The following is a 19,786-nucleotide window of genomic DNA, read 5'->3' on the forward strand; positions in this document are numbered from 1 at the left end:
CCGCCCCGCGCCCTCCTCGGGCGCGGGACCGGTCCGGTACCCGTCAGCTGCGCAGCGGCCCCTCACAGCTGTAGCTCGACGTCGCGGCGACCTTGTTGCTCCAGATCTCCGGCGGACCGAAGGAGCAGTTCATGTCGGCGAGGTTGTTGGAGGCGGCGCCCGCCCGGTCGAGGATGAAGTAGTCGACCGTCTCCGACATGTCCTTGAAGTTCTGGTCGTCGCTGCGCCAGTTCTTCAGGTTCGCGGTGATCCGGCCCGTGCAGGTGAAGCGGCGCTTGCCCGGGTCGCCGTTCTCCACGCAGTCCGGGGTGTTGTAGGTGGCCGCGGCGAAGGACGACTTCACCGAGGCGAGCGCCGAGTCGCGCAGCTGATCGTTGGGGGTGAAGGAGGTGTTCGGCACGAAGAGCTGATCGACCTTGGCGATCTGTGCGTCCAGGAAGCGGTCGTAGTCGCGCTGGAGGTAGGTGTCGGCCCCCATCCGGTGGCGCCAGGCGTCGTACGCCGCGACGTCGTCGGCGCGCAGGTGGGTGTACATCTCGCGCAACAGCGAGGGCTTCTCGGTCCACAGGAACTCGAAGAAGGTGCCGGCGTAGCTGTAGAAGCGGAAGCCGTCGCCGGCGTAGGTGGCGTTCAGCAGCTGCTCGACGGTCATGCGCGGGCCACCGCCGGCCGTGTCGCTGATGATGCTCTTCACCAGGGACTTGCGGACGGCGATGCCGTTGTCGCGGGTGGCGCCGTCGAAGAACTCGGCCGTGCCCTCGTCCATGGCGGTCGTGCGGTCGCTCTCGTACCAGGGGCCCTGGCCGAAGAAGCCGGGGACGGCGAAGCGGCCGTTGAGGTAGTGCGTGTACTCGTGGCGGAAGAGCTCCTCAAGGGTGAGGGAGGAGTCCTGCGGGACGCGGCGCTGGTAGGTGTAGAAGGTGGCGCCGTTCTCGATGTAGATGCCGCCGTTGTTGGTGTCGTAGCCGGTCAGGATCGGGTGGTAGTTCACGTAGTCGGCGCGGGAGCCGTAGAGCACGATGTTCAGGGTGGCGTTGGGGTCGCCCGCGAGCGGCTGGTCGGTCCCCAGGACGCGGTGGTACTGGGCCTTGACCTGCTTGCTGGCGTAGTAGAGCTGGTCGACGGTGGCCCGGTCGAGGCCGGTGCGGACCTTGATGGCGCCGTTGTCGTAGGTGTAGGTGTAGGGGAACAGCTGCTTCTCGATGTCCTCCCGGCACACCCCGTACGGCGTGCATGCCTCGTAGAAGTTGAGCCAGGAGACGACCTTGGCCCACGGCTCGCTGCCGTCGCCGAAGCCGGCCTTCAGGGAGCCGAGCATCGCGCCGAGGTCGGCGACGATCGGGTCGCGCAGGCCCTCGACCTGGCCGAAGCGGGCGTACTCGCTGAGCGCGTCGCGCACCACCCAGGCGTTGGCCGTGCCCTTGAGGTGCGTGTAGCCGGAGAAGGCCTTGAAGGCGGCACGGTAGGCGGGGTCGGCGGCCACGGCCGCGTGGAAGGCGGTGTCCTGGTTGCCCGGGTAGACGCCGAGGTAGTTGGTGGAGAGCGCGGCGAGCACGGCGCCCGCCCACGCGGGGTCCAGGTGGGTGGCCGGGTGGGCCGGGTCCATGGTGGCCAGGACCTTTCGCACCAGGCCGAGCTGGTGCTGGCGCAGGCCGGGGCCGGCGGCATAGAGGGCCTCGCGCAGGGTGCGGGCGTTGGTGGGAGTGACGTCGAAGGTCCGCGCCGCGCCTCCGAAGGCGTCGATGGCCTCGCGTATCGCGGCGACCGTCGGGGCGTCGGTGATATCGATCTCGTCGCGTGAGAAGTCGTGGTAGGCGACGGCGTGCAGGTACGTGAACATCTCCTCCAGGTGGGAGGAGTTGCGGCCGTCGTGGGCGGCGGCCAGGGCGGATATCCGGCGGGACACGGCCTGGACGTGCGCGTCCGACATGACCGGGGCCAGGCGGGCGTCCCAGGTCCAGATCAGTCCGCGCAGGCAGCCGTCGGCCAGGACCGCCTGGTCGGCGAGGAAGTCGGCGAACTGCTCGGGCGTGAGGTTCGTGATCCCGTCGAGGGTGCAGGGGACGCCTGCGGCGACGCTCTTCGCGGTGGGTGACAACGCGGCCGCCTTGCCCCGCTTCTCCAGCTCCTGGACCGACCCGCCGGCGGGGGCCGCGCCGGGCACCTGGCCGGAGAGGTTCAGCCCGCCCGGGGCCGGGGCGGGGGCGGGGGCGTTGTCCTTGGCCTCGGCGAAGCGGTCGACCTCGTCGAAGGGGTTCCCCGTGGGGCCGGGGGCCGCGGCGGCGGTTGCGGCGGCCTGAGCGCCCGTGAAGGCGGCGGGGGCCGCGGACTCGGCGGCCTGCGTGGTGCCCTGCGCCGCGGTGGCGAGGAGGGTCACCGCAATGGCGGAGGCGAGGAGGGAAGAGCGCACAGCTCTGTGCTTGAGCACCGAGAACTCCTGTTCGGAGAGGGTGAGGTGGGGGGTGGTGCGTGAACTGCCCTGCGTCACGCGGCGTTTGACGGGGATTAACGTGCCGCGGTGTGAGCTGTAACATAGTAATGTGAAATTGCACTGACAAGACCTATGCGCCCACCAGTTCGCGTCTTCCATGAAGGAGCCCCCGTGACCGAATCCCCCGCCCACCTCAACACGGGCAGCCACGACCGTCCGGTGTCACCGGAGTTGTCCCGGTTCATGGCGGGCGGCTGGGCACCCTCCCCACTCCCTCCCTCCGCGCGGGTCGCGGCACACGACGTCACCCCGGCCCGCCGGGCGCGGCTTTCGGCCCGCTTCCCGGGCGAGCGGCTGATCGTCCCCGCGGGCGAGCTGACGGTCCGCTCCAACGACTGCGACCACCGCTTCCGCCCGCACAGCGCGTACGCCTGGCTGACCGGCCTCACCGGGGAGGACCAGGCGGGGCACGTACTGGTCATGGAGCCGTCGGGTCCACACGCGCACGAGGCCGTGCTCCACCTGCGACCTCGCTCGCCGCGAGCCGACGGGGACGGGGAGTTCTACCGGGACCGCCGGTACGGGGAGTTCTGGGTGGGGCGCCGTCCGGACCTCGCCGAGGCGGAGCGCCTGACCGGGATCCGCTGCACACGCCTCGATCCGCTCGGCCCGCCGGAAGGCCGCAACGCGGCCACCGACCCGGAACTCGCCGCGGCACTGTCGGAACTGCGCCTGGTCAAGGACGCTTGGGAGGTAGAGCAGCTGCAACTGGCCGTCGACCACACGACGGCGGGATTCGAGGACGTCGTACGGTCCCTGCCGCAGGCCCTGGCGCACCCGCGCGGGGAACGGTGGATCGAGGGGGTCTTCGGCCTGCGCGCCCGGGCCGAGGGCAACGGCACCGGCTACGAGACGATCGCCGCGTCGGGCGCCCACGCGTGCACCCTGCACTGGATCCGCAACGACGGCCGGCTGGACGGGAGCGAACTGCTCCTCCTGGACGCGGGCGTGGAGACGGACACCCTCTACACCGCGGACATCACCCGCACCCTCCCGCTGTCGGGCCGCTTCTCACCCGTCCAGCGGCAGGTCTACGAACTGGTGCTGGCCGCCCAGGAGGCGGGCATCGCGGCACTGCGCCCCGGGGCGCGCTTCGGGGACTTCCACCGCGCCGGGATGCGGGTGATCGCCGAAGGCCTGGCCGAGTGGGGCGTCCTGAAGAACGCCGAGGGCGACCTCCACCGGCGGTACACCCTGTGCAGCAGCGGCCACATGCTGGGGCTCGACGTGCACGACTGCGCGAAGGCCCGGGCCGAGACGTACCTGGACGGAGTCCTGGAGGAGGGCCAGGTCCTGACGGTCGAGCCGGGCCTGTACCTCCAGCCCGACGACGAGACCCTCCCCGCACCGCTGCGGGGCATCGGCGTCCGCATCGAGGACGACCTGGTGATCACGGCGGACGGCGCCCGGCTGATGTCGGGCGCACTGCCGCGCACGGTCGCCGGCATCGAGGAGTGGATGTCCGGCCTCCTGGAGGACGGCCACGCCTGAACCAGCTGGGCCCACCGACCGTCACCTCGATGGCCCGTCGACAGCCGGCGCCGAGCGATTCGGTGCCGTTCCCGGCGGGACGTGCGGCATGCGGGGCTGGACCGCCGGGCCGGGGCGGCCGACGGCAGAGCACCGTCCCGTCGTCCCGCCGCCGCGTCCCCGCACCCCGCAGGGACACGATCGGGAACGCCGCTACGGGAGGACCGCCGTGCCGTCGAGTTCGACCAGGGCCTGGTCGTCCCAGAGGCGGACCACGCCGATGACGGCCATCGCCGGATAGTCACGGCCCGCCGCCCGCCGCCAGATGCGGCCCAGTTCGGCCGCGTGGCTGCGGTACGCGGCCACGTCGACCGCGTACACCGTCACCCGGGCCAGGTCCGCCGGGGCTCCGCCGGCCGCGGCCAGGGCCGACAGGAGGTTGGCCAGCGCCGTCTCGAACTGCTCCGGAAGGGTCTCCCCCACCACCTTGCCCGCGCCGTCCAGCGCGGTCTGCCCCGCCAGAAACACCAGCCGCGAGCCCGTGGCCGCCACCGCGTGGGAGAAGCCCGTGGCCGGCGAGAGTTCCGCCGGGTTGATCCGGTCGAGGCTCATCGCCCGGCCACCTCCGCGCCCAGCGCCCCGTACAGCTCCTTCGCGATGATCGTGCGCTGCACCTCGCTCGCCCCCTCGTAGATCCGCGGTGCCCGCACCTCCCGGTAGAGGTGTTCCAGCAGGTGCCCCCGACGCAGGGCGACCGCGCCGTGCAGCTGGACCGCGTGGTCCACGACGTACTGCGCCGTCTCCGTGGCCAGCAGCTTCGCCATCGCCACCTGCCGCGGCACGTCCGCCCCGCCCCGGTCGCAGGCACCGGCCGCCGCGTAGACAAGCAGCCGGGCCGCCTCGGTGCGGGTGGCCATCTCGGCCACCCGGTGCGCCACCGCCTGGAGGTCGCTCAGCGTTCCGCCGAACGCGGTCCGCCCGGCCGTGTGTGCGAGGGTCGCGTCCAGCGCGGCCCGGGCCATGCCCACCGCGAACGCGCCGACGCTGGGCCGGAAGAGGTTCAGGGTGTCCATGGCGACGCGGAAACCCCGCCCCGGCTCGCCGAGCAGGTCCTGCCGTCCCACCGGAACCCCGTCGAAGCTCAGGGACCCGATGGGATGCGGGGAGAGCATGTCCAGCGGCTCCCCGCCGAGACCCTCGCGGTCCGCGGGGACCAGGAAGGCCGACACCCCCTTCGCCCCCGGCCCTTCACCCGTCCGGGCGAACACGGTGTAGAAATCCGCTTCGGGGGCGTTGGAGATCCAGCACTTCTCACCGGTCAGCCGCCAGCCGCCGCGCCCGGCCGCCGCGTCCGGAACCGCGGCCAGCGCCAGCGCCGCCGCGTCCGAACCCGCCCCCGGCTCGCTCAGCGCGAAGGCCGCCACGGCCCGCCCGGCCCGTACCGCGGGCAGCCACCGCTCCTTCTGCGCCTCGGTGCCCGACCGCAGGACCGGGTGCGCCCCCAGGCCCTGGAGGGCCAGCGCGGTCTCTGCCTCCGTACAGCCGTAGGCGAGGGACTCCCGCAGCAGGCACAGCTCCAGCGCACCCGCGGAGAACACCCGCTCCAGCAGGCCCAGCTCACCCAGCGCCGCCAGCAGGGGCCGGTTGACCCTGCCCGGCTCCCCCTTCTCCGCCAGCGGCCTCAGTCGCTCCGCCGCCAGTGCGCGCCACCGCGCGCACCACTCCTCCTGGTCCGCCCCGAGCGCGAATCCGGTCATCCGAATGCCCCCGCTTCTATCGCGTCCTGTTGACTGCCGTCACCATCACGATACGCTCCTTGGAGTACCTCCCGGCGGTCGCCGGGAGAAACGACCGCACGGCCGGCCCCACCCCACTCCGGACCGCTGCAAGGGGGGCGAACCCGCCTTGGACCTCAAGCCTTCCGCTCACGTCGACACCTTCGCGCGCGACCATCTGCCACCCGCGCAGGCCTGGCCGGAGCTCCTCTTCGATCTGCCCGAACTGGCCTATCCGGACCGGCTGAACTGCGGGGCCGAGCTGCTCGACGCGACCATCGCCCGGTTCGGCCCCGAGGGCGCCGACCGTCCGGCCCTCCGCGACGGCGCCGGCGAGGTGTGGACGTACGGCGGGCTGCGCGACCGCGTGGACGGCCTCGCCCACGTGCTGACCTGCGACCTCGGCGTCGTCCCCGGCAACCGGGTGCTCCTGCGCGGCCCCACCGGCCCCTGGCTCGCCGCCTGCTGGCTCGCGGTCATGAAGGCGGGCGCGGTGGCCGTCACCGTGCTGCCCCAGCAGCGCGCGCAGGAGCTGGCTACCGTGTGCGAGATGGCCCAGGTGCGGCACGCCCTGTGCCACGCGGACGTCCTGGACGACCTCGTGAAGGCCGAGGTGCCGGGGCTGCGGATCACCGCCTACGGCGGCGGCGCCGAGGACGACCTGCTCCGCCTGGCGCGGGCGCACCGGGGCAAGCCCTTCCCCGCCGCCGCGACCTCCGCCGACGACGTCGCCCTGATCGCTTTCACCTCCGGCACCACCGGGCGGCCCAAGGGCTGCATGCACTTCCACCGCGACCTGCTCGCCGTCGCCGACACCTTCTCCCGCCATGTGCTGCGGCCCCGCCCCGACGACGTGTTCGCGGGCAGCCCGCCCCTCGGCTTCACCTTCGGCCTGGGCGGACTCGTCGTCTTCCCGCTGCGCGCCGGCGCCTGCGCGCTGCTGCTGGAGGACGCGGTGCCGCGCCGGCTGCTGCCCGCGCTCGCGGAGCACCGGGTGACGGTGCTGTTCACCGCGCCCACCGCCTACCGGACGATGCTGGACGCCCTCGGCCCGTACGACGTGGGCATGTACGACCTGTCCGCACTGCGCCGCTGCGTCTCGGCCGGGGAGAACCTGCCCGCGGCCACCTGGAAGGCCTGGTACGAGCGCACCGGTCTGCGCGTGATCAACGGCATCGGGGCGACCGAGCTGCTGCACATCTTCATCTCCGCCGCCGACGAGGACATCCGCCCCGGCACGACCGGCCGGGTGGTGCCCGGCTGGCAGGCGCGCGTCGTGGACCGGTCCGGACGTCCGGTCCCGGACGGCGAGCCGGGGCTGCTGGCCGTGCGCGGCCCGGTGGGCTGCCGCTATCTGGCCGATCCCCGGCAGGCGGAGTACGTGCGGGACGGCTGGAACCTGACCGGCGACACCTACGTGCGCGACCCGGACGGCTACTTCCGCTACGTCGCCCGGGCCGACGACATGATCATCTCCGCGGGCTACAACATCGCCGGCCCGGAGGTGGAGGAGGCCCTGCTGCGCCACCCGGACGTGGTGGAGGCCGCGGTCGTGGGCCGCCCGGACGAACGACGCGGGCAGATCGTCGTGGCGTACACCGTCCCCCGTGAAGGGGCCGTCCTGACGGAGGACGCCCTGCGCACCTTCATGCGGGCGGAACTGGCCCCGCACAAGTGCCCGCGCTCCTTCGTCTTCCTGCCCGCGCTCCCCCGGACCGCCACGGGCAAGCTCCAGCGCTTCCGGCTGCGCGATCAAGGATCCGGGCCCGACCGCCGGGACACCCCCTAGAGTGAAGCCGTGGTCGAGCAGCACACTCCGCGATCCCTGATCGTCACGTTCTACGGAGCCTACGGGCGGGCCTTCGAGGGCCCGGTCCCGGTGTCCGCGCTGGTACGCCTGCTGGGCGCGGCCGGAGTCGACGCCCCGTCGGTCCGCTCCTCGGTGTCCCGGCTCAAGCGGCGCGGCTTCCTGCTGCCGGCGCGCGCCGCGGACGGCTCGGCGGCGTACGGGCTCTCCGCAGAGGCGCGCCGGCTGCTGGACGACGGCGACCGCCGCATCTACGGCGGCCCGCAGCCGTCGGACGCATGGCTGGTGGCGGTCTTCTCCGTACCCGAGCAGGAGCGGGCCAAGCGGCACCTGCTGCGCTCCCGGCTGGCCGGCCTCGGCTTCGGGGCGGTGGCGCCGGGCGTGTGGATCGCCCCCGCCCGGCTGGCGGAGGAGACCGCGCACACGCTGGAGCGGCTGCGCCTGACGCCGTACGTGGAGCTGTTCCGCGGCAGTCACCTCGGCTTCGCCCCGGCCGCCGAGGCGGTGGCCCGCTGGTGGGACCTGGCCTCGCTGGCCAAGCAGCACGAGGAGTTCCTCGATCTGCACGAACCGGCCCTGCGCGCCCTCCAGTCGGGCCCGCGGCCGACACCGGAGGATGCCTACCGCGGCTACCTCCTCGCACTGGACAGCTGGCGCCGCCTGCCGTACGCCGACCCGGGCCTGCCGCGCGAGCTGCTCCCGGCGGGCTGGCCGGGCGACCGGTCGGCGGCCGTCTTCGCCGAACTCCACGCCCGGCTGCGGGACATCGGGGCGGAGTTCGTGGAGCTGTAGGCCGGACCGCGTGCTCCGAGCGCCGCTGCCGGGCGCGCTGCTCACGGGAAATGCCGGTGCGCGCGGCGGCACGGCCGCGGCAGGATGAGCCATGACCTGGACCTTCACTTCCGACCTGGCCGCCTACCGGACCGCGGCCGGCCCGGCCGTGGCCGCGCGGCCCGTGCCCAACACCCTGCTGCTGAGCGTGGCCGACGCGCTGGAGCGGCGCGGGCTGCACGCCTTCGGCCCCGAGGCCCCCGTCTTCGGCTGGTGGACCGGTCCCGACGGCGCCGTCTCCGGCGCTCTGGTGTGCACCCCGCCGCATCCGCTGCAGCTCGGCGCGCTGCCCGAGGAGGCGGTGCGCGCGCTGGGCGACGCACTCACCGCCGAGCCGCTGCTGGCCGGGCTCCGGGGGATCACCGCCCGCCGTCCGGACGCGGAGGCCCTGGCACAGGCCTGGGGCCGGTCCACGGTCATCGCCGAGGAGCAGCGGCTCTACCGGCTGGCCGGGCTGGTCGCCCCGCAGCCCTCCCCGGACGGCCGGGCGCGGGTCGCCACCGAAGCCGATCTCGCGCTGCTCGTCGAGTGGCTGGAGGCGTTCCACGCCGAGGTGGGGATACCGGCCGGCTCTTCCGAGGCGCAGGTGCGCGACCGGCTCTCGTACGGCGGGCTGCTGCTGTGGGAGGACGGCGGCGCCCCTGTCTCGCTGGCGTCCTTCTCCCGTCCGGTCGGCTCCACCTCCCGCGTCGGGCCGGTGTTCACCCCGCCCCGGTTCCGGGGCCGCGGGTACGCCGCCGGCGTCACCCACGCGGTGAGCGAGGCGGCGTACGCGGCCGGCGCCGCGGAGGTCGTCCTCTTCACGGATCTCGCCAACCCGACGAGCAACGGCGTCTACCTGCGGCTGGGCTACCGGCCGGTCGAGGACCGGGCCCGGATCGTCCCGGCCTGAACCGGTCGCGGCCGGGCCGTCAGCCGCGGCCCGTCGGGGGTTTGCGGCTGCCGGCGCGGTAGGGGGCGGGCCAGGGGGCTGCCGGGCCCTCGTAGGACTGGTCGGCGGCCGCGTGCAGGGTCCAGTGGGGGTCGTAGAGGTGCGGGCGCCCGAGGGCGCACAGATCCGCCCGGCCGGCCAGCAACAGGGAGTTGACGTCGTCCCAGGAGGAGATGGCGCCGACGGCGATGACGGGGACGCCGAGCGCGTTGCGGATCCGGTCCGCGTACGGGGTCTGGTACGAGCGCCCGTACTCGGGGGCCTCGTCCGCGACGACCTGGCCGGTGGAGACGTCGATGGCGTCGGCGCCGCGGGCGGCGAACGCGGCGGCGATCTCCACCGCCTCCTCCGCCGTGGTGCCGCCGGGCGCCCAGTCGGTGGCCGACAGACGCACGGTCATGGGGCGCTCGGCGGGCCAGACCGCGCGGACGGCGTCGAAGACCTCCAGCGGGAAGCGCAGCCGGTTCTCCAGGGAGCCGCCGTAGGCGTCGGTGCGGTGGTTGGTCAGCGGCGAGAGGAAGCCGGAGAGCAGGTAGCCGTGGGCGCAGTGCAGTTCGAGCAGGTCGAAGCCGCAGTCGGCGGCGCGGACGGCGGCCGCCGCGAAGTCGGAGCGCAGTGCGGTCAGGTCCGCCCGCTCCAGGGCGCGCGGCAGGGCGGAGACGCCCGGCCGGTAGGGCAGTGCGGAGGCGGCCACCAGCGGCCAGTTGCCGTCCGGGAGGGGGTCGTCCATGCCTTCCCACATGACCTTGGTCGAGCCCTTGCGGCCGGCGTGGCCGAGCTGGACGCCGAGGGCGGTGCCGGGCGCAGCGGTGTGGACGAAATCGGTGATCCGCCGCCAGGCGTCGGCCTGCTCCTGGGTGTAGAGGCCGGCGCAGCCGGGAGTGATGCGGCCCTCTTCGCTGACGCAGACCATCTCGGTCATCACGAGCCCGGCTCCGCCGAGGGCCCGTGCGCCGAGGTGGACGAGGTGGAAGTCGCCGGGCACGCCTTCCTCGGCCGAGTACATGTCCATGGGTGAGACGACGACCCGGTTGCGCAGGGTCAGGCCGCGCAGGGCGAGCGGGGTGAACATGGGCGGGGTGGACGCGTCGGGGCAGCCGAAGTCGCGTTCCACGGCGCGGGTGAACCGTTCGTCGCGCAGCCGCAGGTTGTCGTGCGTGACGCGGCGGCTACGGGTGAGGAGGTTGAAGGCGAACTGCCGGGCGGGCTGGTCCGCGTATCCGGCGAGTTCCTCGAACCAGCGGCTGCTGGCGGCCGCGGCCCGCTGGGTGCTGGCGACGGCGGGGCGACGGGCCGCCTCGTAGGCGGCGAGGGCGGCCGGTACGTCCCCTTCGGCAGCGTCCAGCGCTTCGGCGAGGGCGAGGGCGTCCTCGACGGCGAGTTTGGTGCCGGATCCGATGGAGAAGTGGGCGGTGTGCGCGGCGTCGCCGACGAGCGCCACGTTGCCGTGGGACCAGTGCTCGTTGACGACGGTGCGGAACTGGGTCCAGGCGGAGCGGTTGCCGTGCAGGGGCCGGCCGCGCAGGGCCTCGCTGAAGATCTTGGCGCAGCGGGCCGCCGATTCGTCCTCGTCGCAGAGGTCGAGGCCGGCCGACCGCCAGACCTCCTCGCGCATCTCCACGATGACGGTGGAGGCGTCGGCCGCGTAGGGGTAGGCGTGCAGTTGCACGACTCCGTGCTCGGTCTCCGCGATCTCGAAGCGGAAGGCCTCGAAGGCGAAGTCGGCGGCGAGCCAGATGTAGCGGCAGCGGCCCGCGGTCAGGGTCGGCCGGTAGTGCGCGGCATCGGCGTCGCGGATCGCGCTGTGCACGCCGTCCGCCGCGACCACCAGGTCGTGGGAGGCGCGCAGCTCGGCGACGTCCGGAGCCGCGGTGCGGAAGCGGAGCCGGACGCCGAGCCCGGCGCAGCGCTCGTGCAGGATCTCCAGGAGCCGGCGCCGTCCGATGGCCGCGAAGCCGTGACCGCCCGAGGTCAGCAGCCGTCCCCGGTGCACGACGTCGATGTCGTCCCAGCGCACGAACTCCGCGCTCAGGGCGGCGTGGACGGTGGTGTCGGCCCGTTCGATGCCACCGAGGGTCTCGTCGGAGAGCACGACGCCGAAGCCGAAGGTGTCGTCCGGGGCGTTGCGCTCCCACACCTCCACGGCGTGGCCCCGGCGGGCCAGGAGCGCGGCGGTGTACAGCCCTCCCGGTCCGCCGCCGACGACGGCGACCCGCAATGCGCTGCCGAGGGGCATGGCGCTACCTGCCCTTCCACTCCGGCGGCCGCCTCCCGGTGAAGGCCGCGTGGAACTCCGCGTAGTCCTGGCCGTTCATCAGCAGGGCCTGGGTGGCCGCGTCCAGCTCAACGGAGGCGGCCAGCGGCATGTCGAGTTCGGCCGTGAGCAGCGCCTTGGTCTGTGCGTGGGCGAGGGAGGGGCCCGCGGCGAGGCGGGCGGCGAGTTCGGCGGCCCGCACATGGGCCTTGCCCTCCTCGGTGAGTTCGCTGAGCAGGCCGATCCGCTCGGCTTCGGGCGCGTGGACGGGCTCGCCGAGCATGAGCAGGCGGGTGGCGTGGCCGAGGCCGACGACGCGGGGCAGCAGGTAGGCGGCGCCCATGTCGCCGCCGGAGAGGCCGACGCGGGTGAAGAGGAAGGCGAAGCGCGCGGTGGGGTCGGCGATCCGGAAGTCCGCGGCGAGCGCGAGGACGGCGCCGGCTCCGGCAGCCACCCCGTGCACGGCCGCGATCACCGGGAAGGGGCACTCCCGGATCGCGCGGACGACCTGGCCGGTCATCCGGTTGAAGTCGAGGAGCTGGGCCGTGTCCATGGCGAGGGTGGCGCCGATGATCTCGTCGACGTCACCGCCGGAACAGAAGCCCCGTCCCTCGCCGCCCAGGACGAGGGCGCGCACGGAGCGCTCGCGGGACAGTTCGGCGAGGAGATCGCGCAGGTCGGCGTAGGCGCCGAAGGTGAGCGCGTTGATCTTCTCGGGGCGGTCGAAGGTGACGGTGGCGACGCCGTCCCGCCGGGTGACCCGGAGGTGGTGCCACCGTTCGGTCGCTGGTGTGGAACCGGTGAAAGGGCTCACACCACCCACGCTATCACCAGATCGTGACTACCGTCAGAGAAACGCAAGAGCAGGCGTCCACCCGGTGAGCCTCCGGCAGGGGCTCGCCCGAGGGTCGCCGCCCGCCCGGCCCCGGCACCCGACGCGCCGCGTATGACTATGCGTCACCCGGGCCCGGGCGGCCGAGGGTGGCGACGAGGACCGCCTTGATGGTGTGCAGCCGGTTCTCGGCCTCGTCGAAGACCACGGAGTGCTCCGACTCGAACACCTCGTCCGTCACCTCCAGCGAGTCGAGCCCGTGTCGCTGGTGGATCTCCCGGGCCACCTTGGTGCCCAGGTCGTGGAAGGCCGGCAGGCAGTGCATGAACTTCACGTCCGGGTTCCCGGTGGCCCGCAGGACGTCCATGGTGACGGCGTACGGGGACAGGGCCTCGATCCGCTCATCCCAGACCTCCTTGGGCTCCCCCATGGACACCCACACGTCCGTGACCACGAAGTCGACCTGGGCGACACCCTCGGCGACCTGCTCGGTCAGGGTGATCCGCGCACCGCTGTCCGCCGCGAGCCTGCGCGCCGCGGCCACCACGGGCTCGGCGGGCCAGTAGCTCCGGGGCGCGACGATCCGTACGTCCATGCCGAGCAGGGCGCCCGTCACGAGGTACGAGTTGCCCATGTTGAAGCGGGCGTCGCCGAGGTACGCGAAGGCGATCCGGTCCAGGGGCTTGACGCTGTGCTCGGTCATCGTCAGCAGGTCGGCCAGCATCTGGGTGGGGTGCCAGTCGTCGGTGAGGCCGTTGAAGACCGGCACGCCGGAGTGCGTGGCGAGCTCCTCGACGGCCTCCTGACTGTCGCCCCGGTACTCGATCCCGTCGAACATCCGGCCGAGGACCCGCGCGGTGTCCCGGACCGACTCCTTGTGCCCCATCTGGGAGCCGGCCGGGTCGAGGTAGACGGTGTGGGCTCCCTGGTCCGCGGCGGCGACCTCGAAGGCGCAGCGGGTGCGCGTCGATGTCTTCTCGAAGATCAGGGCGATGTTCCTGCCCCGCAGGAGGCGCTGCTCGACGCCGGCCTTCTTGGCCGCCTTCAGATCGGCGGCGAGCTCGATCAGGCCGCGGAACTCGGCGGCCGTGAAGTCCAGCTCCTTGAGAAAACTGCGGCCTTTGAGGTCGGGGGCCATGAGGTCGCTCCAGCGTCACGGTAACAGGGGATGCTGGAAGTCTATACGACCCACTGCATTCATATACAGAATGGCGGTGTGACCTCTCCCGGATCCGCCCCCGATCCGCCCCGGCCCCGCAACCGGCCCGCAACCGGCCCCGCCGCTCAGACGGCGTCTCGCTCCACGGGACAACTCATGCAGCGCGGTCCACCGCGACCCCGCCCCAGCTCGCTGCCCGGGATCTCGATCACCTCGATGCCCTGCTTGCGCAGGTGCGTGTTGGTGGTCACGTTCCGCTCGTAGGCGACGACCACACCCGGCTCCACGGCGAGCACGTTGCACCCGTCGTCCCACTGCTCGCGCTGCGCCGAGTGCACGTCCTGCGTGGCGGTCAGCACCCGGATCGAGTCGAGCGAGAGCGCGGCCGCGATGGCCCGGTGCATGTGCTCGGCGGGGTGGTCGGTCACCTTCAGCTCGCTGCCCCCGTCACCGGGCTCGATCGTGTACGAGGGGAGCATGCCGAGCCCCGCGTACTGAGTGAACGTATCTCCGTCGACCATCGTCATCACGGTGTCCAGGTGCATGAAGGCCCGATGCTTCGGCATGTCGAGGGCCACGATGCACCTCGCCGACCCTGCGGCGAACAGGCCCCGCGCGAGCATCTCCACCGCCTGCGGCGTGGTCCGCTCGCTCATGCCGATCAGCACCGCTCCGTTGCCGATGACCAGGACGTCCCCGCCCTCGATCGTCGAGGGGTAGTCCGCCTGCCCCTGGGACCAATAGTGGAAGGCGCCGGAGCTGGTGAAAAGCGGGTGATGCCGGTAGATCGCCTCGAAGTGGACGGTCTCGCGCTGCCGGGCGGGCCAGCGCATCGCGTTGATCGAGACCCCGTCGTAGATCCAGGCGGAGGTGTCGCGGGTGAAGAGGTGGTTGGGCAGCGGCCCGAGCAGGAAATCGTCCAGGTCCAGGGCGTGGAAGCGCACCGACACCGGCTCGGCGTGCCGTTCCAGGAACTCCCGCTTGGTCATCCCACCGACCAGCGCCTGCGCCAGCTCCGCCGAGGCCAGACCGTCGAACGCCGACCGCAGGTGGTCGGTGGCGAGCGGCCCGTACTCCTTCTCGTCGAACACCCGGTCGAGGACCAGGCGCCGGGCCTCGGGGACGCCCAGGACCTCGCACAGCAGGTCCCCGAAGAGGTGGACCTCCACGCCCCGGTCCCGCAGCACGTCCGCGAAGCCGTCGTGCTCCTGGCGCGCCCTGCGCACCCACAGCACGTCGTCGAAGAGGAGCGCGTCCTTGTTGCTCGGCGTGAGCCGCTTCAGCTCCAGGTCGGGCCGGTGGAGGATGACGCGGCGAAGCCGCCCGGTCTCGGAGTCGACGTGGAATCCCATGCCGTACACGTTCGCAGACCGGGCGGCCTTTTGCGGTGGCCTCGGCTCAGCGGGGCCCGGCGACACCGAGAAGCGCCTCCGGCGCTCCCGTGATCTCCGGCGTGAGCAGACCCAGCTTGGGCGTGGTCAGGTTCGGCAGACCGAAGTTGGACCCGTCGGGCATCGTGAGCGGGGATCCGACGACCGCGCCCGGGGTGCGGGTGCGCACGGTGGTGGCGGGCGACTCCAAGGAGCCCTCGCCGTCCGTCTCCGGCCGGCCCGCCAGGTTGGGCAGCGGGGAGGTGACCAACGTCCCGCCGAGCTCGGTGGCGATCGGGACCGCCGGGAGCAGCGGCGTGGGAAGCATGTCGCCCTTGTGCATGCGAGGGGCTTCGGGCGCTCCGACGACCGGCAGCGGCACCGCGGTCGCGATCCGCGGCACGTCCAGGCCCGTCGTGCTCTCCACACCTTCGAGCGGCACACCCACCGGCACCCCGTCCGCCGCCGCCGGGGTGGCCACGCCGGCCGCGGCCATACAGGTCAAGAGCGCCGCAATGCTTCCGCGCGCGGTCATCTTCATAGGTGACGTTCCGTCCTTCCAGGGTCGCGGTCATTCCGCTGCCCTGGATGAACGATCCCGCCGGTGGTTTTCCCGGCGTTCTCCGCGAAAGTTCCCCCATACGACCTAATTCGGGGCCCTACGGGGGCTCCGCCTTTACGCCGGCGGCCGCGGGCGGCCGCCGGCGCCGTCACAGCCGCGGGTCGACCGGCTCCGACTCCAGGGCGAGGACCGCGAAGACCGGCTCGTGGACCCGCCAGAGCGGCTCCTCGGCCGCCAGCCGGTCCAGTGCCTCCAGTCCCAGCGCGTACTCCCGCAGCGCGAGCGAGCGCTTGTGCCCGAGGAACCGCTCCCGCAGGCGCTCCAGCTGCTGCGGGCGCGTGTACTCCGGGCCGTAGATGATCCGCAGGTACTCCCGTCCGCGGACCTTGACCCCGGGCTGGACCAGCCGGCCCCGGCCGTCCCTGGCGTAGGCCTGGAGCGGCTTGACGACCATGCCCTCGCCGCCGGCGGCCGTCAGCTCCAGCCACCAGTCGGTGCCGGCCCGTACGGAGTCCTCGTCCCCGGTGTCCACCACGATCCGGCCGGTGCGGCGCAGCAGGCCGGTGCCGCCCGGCGTGCCCGGGTCGTCGGACTCGACCAGCCGGTCCAGCCACGCCAGCTGCCGGTCGTGCGGTACGGCGGCCAGCGACCGCCCGGCCGAGGCCAGCACCTGGAACGGTGCGAACCGCACGCCCTCCAGCCCGTCGGTGCTCCAGCAGTAGCGGCGGTAGGCGTCGGTGAAGGCCGCCGCGTCCTCGGCCCGGCCGCGCTGGCGCTCCAGCAGGCCGCCGGTGTCAACGCCTCGGGCAGCGGCCGCCTGCAGTGCGCCGAGGACGTCCGGGAAGACCGAGCGCGAGGCCGCGCCCACAGCGGCGTACTGGCTGCGCAGCAGGCCACCCGACTTCAGCGACCAGGGCAGGAGTTCCCCGTCGAGCAGCAGCCAGTCGGTGCCCAGCTCCTCCCACAGCCCGGCGCCGGTGACCGCCGCGCGCAGCCGTGCGAGGACCTCCTCGGTGACCTCGGAGTCGTGGAAGAAGGGCCGTCCGGTGCGCGTGTAGACGGATCCGGTCGGGCCGTCCACACCGAACCGCTCGCGGGCGGCACCGGCGTCCTTGCAGACCAGGACGGTGGCGCGGGAGCCCATGTGCTTCTCCTCGCACACCACCCGGGCGATGCCGTCCTTGCGGTACTGGGCGAAGGCCTCCGCCGGGTGCTCCAGGTAGCCGTCCTCACGGGATGTGGCGGTCGGCGCCATGGTGGGCGGCAGGTACGGGGCCAGCCGCGGGTCCACCGCGAAGCGGCTCATGACCTCCAGGGCCGCGGCCGCGTTCTCCTCACGGACGCCCACGTTGCCCAGGTGCCGGGTCTCGACGACACGGCGGCCGTGGACGTCGGCCAGGTCGACGGGGCGGCCGTCATGGCCGCCGGGCACGTCGGTGACGAGCGGCCTGACCGGCTCGTACCAGACCTTTTCGGCCGGCACGTCGACCAGTTCACGCTCGGGCCAGCGCAGGGCGGTCATCCGGCCGCCGAAGACGGCGCCGGTGTCGAGGCAGATGGTGTTGTTGATCCAGGCGGTGTTCGGGACCGGTGTGTGGCCGTAGACGACGGCCGCCTTGCCGCGGTAGTCCTCGGCCCACGGGTAGCGCACGGGCAGCCCGAACTCGTCCGTCTCGCCGGTGGTCTCCCCGTACAGGGCGTGCGAGCGGACCCGGCCGGAGGTACGGCCGTGGTATTTCTCGGGCAGGCCGGCGTGACAGACCACCAGCCTCCCGCCGTCGAGGACGTAGTGGCTGACGAGGCCGCGGAGGAAGGCCCGTACCTCCTCGACGAATTCCGGCGGCTCGTGGGAGAGCTGCTCGACGGTCTCGGCGAGGCCGTGGGTCTGCTGGACCTTGGAGCCCTTGAGGTACCGGCCGAGCTTGTTCTCGTGGTTCCCCGGCACGCACAGGGCGTTGCCGGACGCGACCATGCCCATCACGCGGCGCAGGACGCCCGGGCTGTCGGGGCCGCGGTCGACGAGGTCGCCGACGAAAACGGCCGTGCGGCCCTCGGGGTGGACGCCGTCCTCGTAGCCGAGCTGGGCGAGCAGGGTCTCCAGCTCGGAGGAGCATCCGTGGATGTCACCGACGATGTCGAAGGGACCGGAGAGGTGGGTGAGGTCGTTGTAGCGCTTCTCCAGGACGACCTCGGCGGTCTCCGCCTCCTCGACGGAGCGCAGCACGTGCACCTTGCGGAAACCCTCGCGCTCCAGGCCGCGCAGGGAGCGGCGCAGGTCGCGGCGGTGCCTCTGGATGACCGCGCGGGGCAGGCCGGCCCGGTCGGGACGGGCAGCGTTGCGCGTGGCGCAGACCTCTTCGGGCATGTCCAGGACGATGGCGATGGGCAGCACGTCGTGCTCGCGGGCGAGCGCGACCAACTGCCGGCGGGCGTCCGCCTGGACGCTGGTCGCGTCGACGACGGTCAGCCGGCCGGCGGCCAGGCGCTTGCCGGCGATGTAGTGCAGGACGTCGAAGGCGTCCCGGCTCGCGCTCTGGTCGTTCTCGTCGTCGCGGACCAGACCCCGACAGTAGTCCGAGGAGATGACCTCGGTGGACTTGAAGTGCTTGCGGGCGAACGTGGACTTGCCCGACCCGGTGGCCCCGATCAGGACGACGAGAGACAGGTCGGTGACGGGAAGTCTGCGGTGGGTTGCGGTGGTGGTCATGCTGCCTCGCCCTCCTTCGGGGAGTCGTTGGTGGCTGCGGTGTCGCCGGCCGTATCCCGGGTGAAGACGGCCATCTGCGTCGGCGGCCCGACCTCGGGGTCGTCGTCGCCCACGGGGACGTAGGTGACGGTGTAGCCGAAGCGCTCCGCGACCTGGCCGGCCCAGGCGCGGAACTCCTCGCGGGTCCACTCGAAACGGTGGTCGCCGTGCCGAACGTGTCCGGCCGGCAGCGTCTCCCAGCGGACGTTGTACTCGACGTTGGGGGTGGTGACCAGGACCGTGCGGGGCCGGGCCGAGCCGAACACCGCGTACTCCAGCGCCGGCAGCCGCTCCAGGTCCAGGTGTTCGATGACCTCGCTCAGCACGGCCGCGTCGTAGCCGGCCAGCCGCTTGTCGGTGTAGGCGAGCGAGCCCTGGAGCAGCGTGACGCGCGACCTCTGCCGCTCGCCCATCCGCTCCAGCCGCAGCCGCCGGGCGGCGATGGTCAGGGCTCGCACGGAGACGTCCATGCCCACGATCTCGGTGTACGCCGGGTCCCCCAGCAGCGCCTGCACCAACTGCCCCTGTCCACAGCCGAGGTCCAGCACGCGCTGGGCTCCGGCGGCGCGCAGGGCGGCGAGGACGGCCTCGCGGCGGCGCACGGCGAGCGGTACGGGCCGCTCCTGCGTGTCGCGCGTCTCGTCGACGGCGTTGTCGATCTCCTCGACCTCGCTGCCGTCGGACTCGGCGAGTCGGAGCAGTTCCAGGCGCTCGACGGCGTCCTGGGTCAGCCGCTTGTGGCGGGCCAGGTAGCGGGAGCTGATCAGCGCGTTCTCGGGGTGCGCCGCGAGCCAGCCGTCCCCGGCGCGCAGCAGTTTGTCGACCTCGTCGGCGGCGATCCAGTAGTGCTTGGCATCGTCGAGGACCGGCAGGAGCACATAGAGCTGCCGCAGGGCGTCGGCAAGCCGCAGCTCGCCCTCCAGCACGAGACGTACGTAGCGGGATTCCCCCCACTCGGGGAACTGCTCGTCGAGCGGGACGGCGTCGGCCTGTACGAGGTCCCAGCCGAGCGGGTCGAACAGCCGGTGCACCATCGCGGCGCCGCCGCGCGCGGGGAGCACGGGGATCTCGATGCGCAGCGGGCGCACCCGGTCCGGGAGGTCCGGGCGCAGGACGCACTGCCCCTTCAGGGCGGTGCGGAACACCCCGCCGAGCGCGACGGCGAGCAGCGAGGAGGCCGCGTACGGACGGTCGTTGACGTACTGGGCGAGCGCGGCGTCAGGCGCCCCGCCCCGGCCCTTGCCCTTCCCGCGGCGGACGAGCGCGACGGGGTCCACCTCCAACAGCAGGGCCGCCGTACACCGCTGGGCCGTGGCCTCCGGGTAGAAGACGTGGGCGGTGCCGTGGGACTGGTTCTCCACGCGCACCCGATCCGGGTGCTTGTGCAGGAGAAAGCCCAGGTCAGTCGCCGGGTTGTCGGCGGTCCCGGTGGTGGTGATCGTAAGGAACATGCGCTTCAGCATGACTGTCGGTCCGCCCTCGGGCCAACGGATTTCGAGCGAAAACAAGTACGATCTTCAACCTTCTCGGTAGGCTCCGCGCTCCGCACCGTGTTCAG

At 72.9% G+C, this 19,786-nt stretch carries 14 protein-coding genes; 4 read left to right on the forward strand and 10 right to left on the reverse strand.

Features of this window, described 5'->3' with window-relative positions:
* Window positions 1-43: 43 nt before the first annotated feature.
* Window positions 44-2,428, reverse strand: coding sequence for a collagenase (locus ACFW2G_RS03560; RefSeq protein ID WP_384580430.1), 2,385 nt, complete (start codon window positions 2,426-2,428; stop codon window positions 44-46).
* A 135-nt stretch (window positions 2,429-2,563) separates the two neighbouring features.
* On the opposite strand from ACFW2G_RS03560, the gene ACFW2G_RS03565 reads away from it, so the two are divergent.
* Complete coding sequence (locus ACFW2G_RS03565) at window positions 2,564-3,982, forward strand: aminopeptidase P family protein (RefSeq protein WP_384580275.1); 1,419 nt, start codon at window positions 2,564-2,566, stop codon at window positions 3,980-3,982.
* Between the two features lie 192 nt (window positions 3,983-4,174).
* Here ACFW2G_RS03565 and ACFW2G_RS03570 read toward each other — a convergent pair whose 3' ends face one another.
* Both ACFW2G_RS03570 and ACFW2G_RS03575 read right to left on the reverse strand, forming a co-directional pair.
* Entirely contained in the window at window positions 4,175-4,573 is a 399-nt protein-coding gene (locus tag ACFW2G_RS03570) for a RidA family protein (RefSeq protein ID WP_037915190.1), read from the reverse strand.
* Window positions 4,570-5,718: an acyl-CoA dehydrogenase family protein gene (locus tag ACFW2G_RS03575; protein WP_384580273.1), complete on the reverse strand. Its 1,149-nt coding sequence runs from the start codon at window positions 5,716-5,718 to the stop codon at window positions 4,570-4,572. Before ACFW2G_RS03575 ends, ACFW2G_RS03570 begins: the two co-directional genes overlap by 4 nt.
* 148 nt (window positions 5,719-5,866) lie before the next feature.
* Here ACFW2G_RS03575 and ACFW2G_RS03580 point away from each other — a divergent pair, with 148 nt between their 5' ends.
* From ACFW2G_RS03580 to ACFW2G_RS03590, 3 genes are all read left to right on the forward strand, one after another.
* Window positions 5,867-7,525: an AMP-binding protein gene (locus ACFW2G_RS03580; protein ID WP_384446662.1), complete on the forward strand. Its 1,659-nt coding sequence runs from the start codon at window positions 5,867-5,869 to the stop codon at window positions 7,523-7,525.
* Between the two features lie 9 nt (window positions 7,526-7,534).
* On the forward strand, window positions 7,535-8,335 hold the full coding sequence (locus ACFW2G_RS03585) for a PaaX family transcriptional regulator C-terminal domain-containing protein (RefSeq protein ID WP_037915181.1): 801 nt from the start codon (window positions 7,535-7,537) through the stop codon (window positions 8,333-8,335).
* 91 nt (window positions 8,336-8,426) lie between these two features.
* On the forward strand, window positions 8,427-9,266 hold the full coding sequence (locus ACFW2G_RS03590; RefSeq protein WP_384446664.1) for a GNAT family N-acetyltransferase: 840 nt from the start codon (window positions 8,427-8,429) through the stop codon (window positions 9,264-9,266).
* Between the two features lie 19 nt (window positions 9,267-9,285).
* On the opposite strand, the gene ACFW2G_RS03595 is transcribed toward ACFW2G_RS03590, so the two are convergent.
* The 7 genes from ACFW2G_RS03595 to ACFW2G_RS03625 all read right to left on the reverse strand — a co-directional run bounded on the left by ACFW2G_RS03595 (window position 9,286) and on the right by ACFW2G_RS03625 (window position 19,679).
* Window positions 9,286-11,541 carry a bifunctional salicylyl-CoA 5-hydroxylase/oxidoreductase gene (locus ACFW2G_RS03595; protein ID WP_384580271.1) on the reverse strand — a complete coding sequence of 752 codons (2,256 nt, stop codon included), beginning with the start codon at window positions 11,539-11,541 and terminating at the stop codon, window positions 9,286-9,288.
* Between the two features lie 4 nt (window positions 11,542-11,545).
* The gene (locus ACFW2G_RS03600) at window positions 11,546-12,373 is read right to left on the reverse strand and encodes an enoyl-CoA hydratase family protein (RefSeq protein ID WP_037915172.1); all 828 of its coding nucleotides are present in this window, start codon (window positions 12,371-12,373) and stop codon (window positions 11,546-11,548) included.
* Between the two features lie 136 nt (window positions 12,374-12,509).
* Entirely contained in the window at window positions 12,510-13,529 is a 1,020-nt protein-coding gene (gene argF / locus ACFW2G_RS03605) for an ornithine carbamoyltransferase (RefSeq protein WP_384446668.1), read from the reverse strand.
* Window positions 13,530-13,675: 146 nt separating this feature from the next.
* Window positions 13,676-14,902, reverse strand: coding sequence for an arginine deiminase (locus ACFW2G_RS03610; protein ID WP_037915166.1), 1,227 nt, complete (start codon window positions 14,900-14,902; stop codon window positions 13,676-13,678).
* A 46-nt stretch (window positions 14,903-14,948) separates the two neighbouring features.
* A complete protein-coding gene (locus ACFW2G_RS03615) occupies window positions 14,949-15,461 on the reverse strand; it encodes a hypothetical protein (protein ID WP_384580269.1) in 513 nt (170 codons plus the stop codon).
* Window positions 15,462-15,630: 169 nt separating this feature from the next.
* Window positions 15,631-18,189: a polynucleotide kinase-phosphatase gene (locus ACFW2G_RS03620; protein ID WP_384446673.1), complete on the reverse strand. Its 2,559-nt coding sequence runs from the start codon at window positions 18,187-18,189 to the stop codon at window positions 15,631-15,633.
* Window positions 18,186-19,679, reverse strand: coding sequence for a 3' terminal RNA ribose 2'-O-methyltransferase Hen1 (locus ACFW2G_RS03625; RefSeq protein ID WP_384446675.1), 1,494 nt, complete (start codon window positions 19,677-19,679; stop codon window positions 18,186-18,188). Before ACFW2G_RS03625 ends, ACFW2G_RS03620 begins: the two co-directional genes overlap by 4 nt.
* Window positions 19,680-19,786: the final 107 nt, after the last annotated feature.

This window comes from Streptomyces sp. NPDC058880 (assembly GCF_042742535.1).
In the GTDB taxonomy this organism is placed as follows: domain Bacteria; phylum Actinomycetota; class Actinomycetes; order Streptomycetales; family Streptomycetaceae; genus Streptomyces.

Excerpts from the sequence above, each read along its gene's own strand:
- ACFW2G_RS03565 (WP_384580275.1), top strand. The coding sequence starts at position 2,564 with ATGCGCCCACCAGTTCGCGTCTTCCATGAAGGAGCCCCCGTGACCGAA.
- ACFW2G_RS03570 (WP_037915190.1), bottom strand. The coding sequence starts at position 4,573 with ATGAGCCTCGACCGGATCAACCCGGCGGAACTCTCGCCGGCCACGGGC.
- ACFW2G_RS03575 (WP_384580273.1), bottom strand. The coding sequence starts at position 5,718 with ATGACCGGATTCGCGCTCGGGGCGGACCAGGAGGAGTGGTGCGCGCGG.
- ACFW2G_RS03590 (WP_384446664.1), top strand. The coding sequence starts at position 8,427 with ATGACCTGGACCTTCACTTCCGACCTGGCCGCCTACCGGACCGCGGCC.
- ACFW2G_RS03595 (WP_384580271.1), bottom strand. The coding sequence starts at position 11,541 with ATGCCCCTCGGCAGCGCATTGCGGGTCGCCGTCGTCGGCGGCGGACCG.
- argF (WP_384446668.1), bottom strand. The coding sequence starts at position 13,529 with ATGGCCCCCGACCTCAAAGGCCGCAGTTTTCTCAAGGAGCTGGACTTC.
- ACFW2G_RS03610 (WP_037915166.1), bottom strand. The coding sequence starts at position 14,902 with ATGGGATTCCACGTCGACTCCGAGACCGGGCGGCTTCGCCGCGTCATC.
- ACFW2G_RS03615 (WP_384580269.1), bottom strand. The coding sequence starts at position 15,461 with ATGAAGATGACCGCGCGCGGAAGCATTGCGGCGCTCTTGACCTGTATG.
- ACFW2G_RS03620 (WP_384446673.1), bottom strand. The coding sequence starts at position 18,189 with ATGACCACCACCGCAACCCACCGCAGACTTCCCGTCACCGACCTGTCT.
- ACFW2G_RS03625 (WP_384446675.1), bottom strand. The coding sequence starts at position 19,679 with ATGTTCCTTACGATCACCACCACCGGGACCGCCGACAACCCGGCGACT.